Source organism: Flavobacterium araucananum, assembly GCF_002222055.1.
Taxonomy (GTDB): Bacteria; Bacteroidota; Bacteroidia; order Flavobacteriales; family Flavobacteriaceae; genus Flavobacterium; species Flavobacterium araucananum.
The window spans coordinates 1-5,110 of record NZ_MUGS01000096.1 but is presented as its reverse complement, the minus strand read 5'-3'; the positions used below and the strand labels follow the sequence as shown (position 1 = coordinate 5,110).

Annotated in this window: 3 protein-coding genes and 1 pseudogene; 3 read left to right on the top strand and 1 reads right to left on the bottom strand. The window is 34.5% G+C overall.

The features are described from left to right. The first annotated feature begins 60 nt into the window (after positions 1-60). Together B0A64_RS24145 and B0A64_RS24140 are read left to right on the top strand one after the other, a co-directional pair. The gene (locus tag B0A64_RS24145) at positions 61-1,860 is read left to right on the top strand and encodes a T9SS type A sorting domain-containing protein (RefSeq protein ID WP_244285487.1); all 1,800 of its coding nucleotides are present in this window, start codon (positions 61-63) and stop codon (positions 1,858-1,860) included. A gap of 54 nt (positions 1,861-1,914) precedes the next feature. Further along, positions 1,915-3,408: a hypothetical protein gene (locus B0A64_RS24140; protein ID WP_244285486.1), complete on the top strand. Its 1,494-nt coding sequence runs from the start codon at positions 1,915-1,917 to the stop codon at positions 3,406-3,408. A 465-nt stretch (positions 3,409-3,873) separates the two neighbouring features. On the opposite strand, the pseudogene B0A64_RS24135 reads toward B0A64_RS24140, so the two are convergent. Further along, positions 3,874-4,539: pseudogene (locus tag B0A64_RS24135) on the bottom strand (IS6 family transposase). A gap of 235 nt (positions 4,540-4,774) precedes the next feature. Between B0A64_RS24135 and B0A64_RS24130 the strand changes: the two are divergent. Beyond that, positions 4,775-5,110, top strand: a 336-nt coding sequence (locus B0A64_RS24130) for a LytR/AlgR family response regulator transcription factor (protein WP_123875959.1), incomplete at its 3' end; no start/stop codon positions are given.

Below are 5,110 nucleotides of genomic sequence, written 5' to 3'. Positions count from 1 at the left end.
GAGAAACGCACCATCAGAACAGAAACCACAAACTATTAATACATTAAAAAAGTGAAAGTTATGAAGAAAATCACATTACTTATTTTAGTACTGGCTAGCACAAAATGTATCTCACAAATTTATTTTGGTCCTACTGCAAACATGTATGTAAAAAATGAAGTACTCTATGTTCAACAGGATATAAATTTGGCTTCGACTTCAAATTTATATTTAAGAAATAATGCACAGCTCGTGCAAGGAACCACTGGAGCATCAAGCAATACAGGTACAGGTTTGCTATCTGTTTATCAGGAAGGTACATCAGACAATTACGATTACAATTACTGGTGCTCCCCTGTTGGAAACGCTTCTGTAGCATCCGGAAATGAGAATTTTGGAATTACGATGCTAAACAGACCAACAAGTTCAATCGTATCTACTCCAGCCACTATTTTAGCCCAAAGTATTGAGGACGGGACTTCCAATCCGTTTGCCATAGCCTCTGCCTGGGTTTATAAACTCATTAATGGCGTTGATTATTCGCAGTGGATATTTGTTGGAGGCGCATCAACAATAGCTCCGGGCGAAGGTTTTACGATGAAAGGCACCAGCGGAACTGATGCAACAGATCCTGAAGGAACCGGTATAACAAACAATCCCGGAGGTGCACAGAGATATGATTTTAGGGGAAAACCTAATGACGGGACTATTACGATTAGTTTAGGCGCAAATAATACAACCTTAACCGGAAATCCATATCCATCTGCTTTACACTTAAATGCTTTTCTTTTAGATGCTTCCAATACAGCAACTGGTGGTATTGCTTATTTTTGGGAGCAGGATAAAACCGTAAATTCTCATACGCTGGTAAATTACAGAGGAGGTTACGGAAGTTATTCTCCCATAAGTTTAGTTTCGAATGGTGTATATGTTCCTGCAACTTTTAATTCGTACAACGCAGATGGCTCAATAAACAACACCGGGTCATCATCGGGACTTGCAATACAACGTAAATATTCTCCTATTGGTCAGGGATTTGTAATTAATGCCACTGCGAGCGGAACTGCTATATTTAAGAACGCCCACAGAGCATTTTATAAAGAAGGAACTGGTTTCTCTCAATTTGAAAAACATGCACCAAAAGAAAAAAACACCAAAAAAGAACAAGCAACTGATGTAGTTGTTGAAGAAGTTTCGCTTTTAAGACTTAATACCATAATAAACAATCAGTTTACCAGACAATTGGCATTGGCTTTTGTCCCGGAAGCGACAGATGGAATTGATTATGGCATAGACGCCTTAAATGTGAATGACGAACTCCCGGACGATGTTACCTTTTGGATAGAAGACGGTAATTATGTAATTCAGGGTGTTAATTTTGATGAGACAAAGAAAATACCACTTGCTGCAAAAGTAACAAACAATACTAATTTTAAATTTTATATTCCGGAAGTCGTAAATTTTGATCCTACGCAAATGATATACCTCTATGATGCTCTTGATGATTCTTATCATGACATCAAAAACGGAACGTATGAAATCGCAGTTCTACCCGGAACATACCCGGACCGCTTTAAAATTACATTTAAAAATGAGAAAACACTAGGAACAGGTAGCCAGGCCACTAAACAGTTTTTTATTACACAGGATAATGTAAGTAATAATCTAAAAGTTTCAAACCCTAACAACTTAGCACTAAAATCCTTTAAACTATATGACATGTTAGGCAAAGTAGTACTATCTAAAAAAGACTTGGGAACTGAGCAAAATTACATTTTTTCAACCAATGATTTAAGCAGCGGAGTCTACATTGCAGAGTTCCTGACCACTGATAATGAAAGGTTCGACGAAAAAATTGTCATTTCAAATTCGGGCAAATAAAATAATACGATTTAAAAATAAAAATATCCACACCATTAACTAATACTAGAAATTATGATCCATAAACATACTCTACAAAATCATAAGTCATTATTTTTATTTTTCTTCCTGCTTATTACATTAACAGGAAATGCACAAATTGGAATTGGTACAACAACACCAAACGCAAGTTCAGTTCTCGACATTACTTCTACCACAAAAGGAATGCTGACACCCAGAATGACAACAGTTCAAAGAAATTCCATAACAACCCCTGCAGATGGCTTAATGGTATACGATACTGATTTAAAGGTATTTTACTATTATTCAGCTGGTACCTCAACCTGGCTGCCTGTAGTTAGTGGTGTTCCCGGAAGAATCAATTTTAAACGTATAAAATCTACAGATGTTCTGGCAACTGTATTAGCAACTGAACTTGCGAATGGTGGAGGATCTAAATACCTTTTGAGTTCTAATACACTGTATGAAATTAACGGTACTGTTGCCTTTAACTTTCCTATTGATCTAAATAATGCTTATGTACAAGGATTGGATGCAAATGAAGATATTATCCTGAGAACGTCAGGAAATATTTTTGAAGGCGCAAACGGCGGAAGTATAAGAAGTTTAACCCTTGTTGCTTCTGCAGGAAATGTGTTTAACCTTAGCGGAGCAGCAACTCAAAATTTAATATTTAGAGATTGTATAGTGGCGAATTCTAATACAGTAGGTACGATTTCTGGTTTTGGATTAGTATTTTTAAGTATTATACAATTTTCTAATAATACGAATGGAATCACGTACAACAACATTAACCAATTGCTAATTAGTAATTTAGGATGGTTTGGTAATAATTTCGGAACCTATGAAAAACTTACCGGATCTTTTATGCTGGTAGAGAAACAAGGTGGTTTTAGTCAGGTAGAGGGTTCTGCAATAGGATTTGATGTATCTGGAAACCCTACAATAAGTGGCGATGCTGTATTAGAATCGGTAGTTTTTACAGGCGCGAATACTACAGGATTTGTAAAACCATATACGGTAGGAACCTATACAGGCTACAATTTTAACAATAGCTGGACCGTAAGAGCCGCCGGAATACCTACAGAAGCAGATGCAAATGCAGTAGGTGACTTTTCAATGGATTACCCAGTGGGATCTGGAGCTTCTACTGCTTTTAGTGCATCAAATCCGAGTAATATAGTAAAAGTTCTTGGAAATACATCCTCTTATAATTTATTTAGATTTGCACTGGACGTATCTCCAAATAATAATAACAGACTACGTTATATCGGAAAAAAGAAAAGAATTTTTCAGGTTGGAGGTTCTATTTCATTTCAGGTTCCGGCAGCTGGTACTTACATAATTTATATCGCTAAAAATGGTACCGTTTTATCCCAATACAAAATTTATGGTAGAGGTCAGGTCAATGGTGATATTATTGTTCTTCCGTTAAATGCATCAATAGAATTAATAAATAATGATTATATCGAAATATATGCACAGCGTTACACCGGCGGTACTTCAGATGCTATTATAACTCCAAATATGGCAGTGATTATCAAGTAATAAAACATAATTTCATGTAATTTTTTTTTAATTTTTTAAAGAAATTAGTTTAAATAAAAAAAGCGGCCGTTTCACTATCGATACGGCTTCTTTTGTTTTAAATACTACCTGAAAATGGTGTTTTTTATTTAAAATTTAATTGCAACTTTCGCAATAGTTTTACCTGATTCCAGCAATTCATGCGCTTTTTTCAAGTTATCAACTGTTAGTGGATAGAGTTTTAAGTTTTTCTTCAGTTTTAATAAATCAATCTTCGTATGTTTTTCATTTGCCACTAGCGCTATCATTCTTTTACTACAGCGGGTTTGAGATTAAATTAAGCTCATTATTCGAATTTGAAAAATCATCCTAAATACAAAGACCAACTTTCCATTGAGCCAATTCCTAAAATTTTTTGTAGTAGATGATTTACGGGTTCTGTCGCATCTGTCAGAATCAAATATAAGAATTTAAGTAATTTAAAAATTACCTCGCCAATTTACAGAATGATTTAAACATAGATATCCCTGGTCTATCATCTGATTCTTTCTAAGCATATGCACAACTTCAATTCCGCTTAGAGTTCTCTTTGCAGATCCAAAACTTTTAAAGCCTAATCCGTTTTGTATACGCCACTTGATAAAACGATGGTCCTGTTCGACAACAATGTTAAGATATTTACATTGCCGGATTTTAATCTTTGAGAACAAACGCTTGTTATATACTTTGATCGCTGCTGTATTAGAACCGTTTTTATCAATGTGTATTACTTGTGGTTTGTAGTTATTACTAATTGCTTTAATTAGAAAAGACTGAGCGCTCATTCTGTGTCTTTTTCTGGTCAAAAGAAAGTCTACTGTATTGCCTAATTTATCTACTGCTCGATATAAATAACACCAAATGCCTTTTACTTTGATATAGGTTTCATCCAATCTCCAGCTTGCCCCCCACTTTGACCTTTCTCTTCTTCATCTCTGATTCAATGAAGGGTGTAAATTTATAAACCCAGCGTTGGATCGTAGCATGATCCACAATCACGCCCATTATCTTCATTATTTCTTCAACATCTCGATAACTTAAAGTAAACCTAAGCTTAAAATATACTGCCTAGAGAATAATAGACTTTGGATAACAATGACCTTTGGTATTCATTTTTCGATGGGTTTAAAATTATAAAGATAAAGTTATTCCCAAATGCCACAGAATCTAATAAAATATTCTTAGTTAAAATATAAAAATAACATACTACGTCTTAAAAAAAGTTATTATATTGCTAAAGAATAGGAAGAAAATTACAAAAAAACAGTACGTCTTTTCAATCAGGCTTTGAAGTTATTTTCAAGATCCTTAAAAAGCTTGTTCTGGCATTATAATATCGGCTTATACTATGAATTGCATTATTATTGACGACGAAAAAATGGCAAGAGCCATCATAGAAAAAATGATTGAGAACACCCATCAATTAAACTTGTTACAAGAGTTCTCAAATGCTATGCATGCCATAAAGTACCTGAATCAGAATGAGGTCGATTTGATTTTTCTAGATATCCACATGCCTGATTTCACAGGTTTCGATTTCATTCAGACAATTAAAAATCCTCCCAAAATTATACTGGTAACTTCTGATAAGAATTTTGCTATCGAAGCTTTTGAATACGAATGTATTGTTGATTATTTAGTAAAACCTATTACCGAAGATCGTTTTCAAAAAGCGATTCAAAAA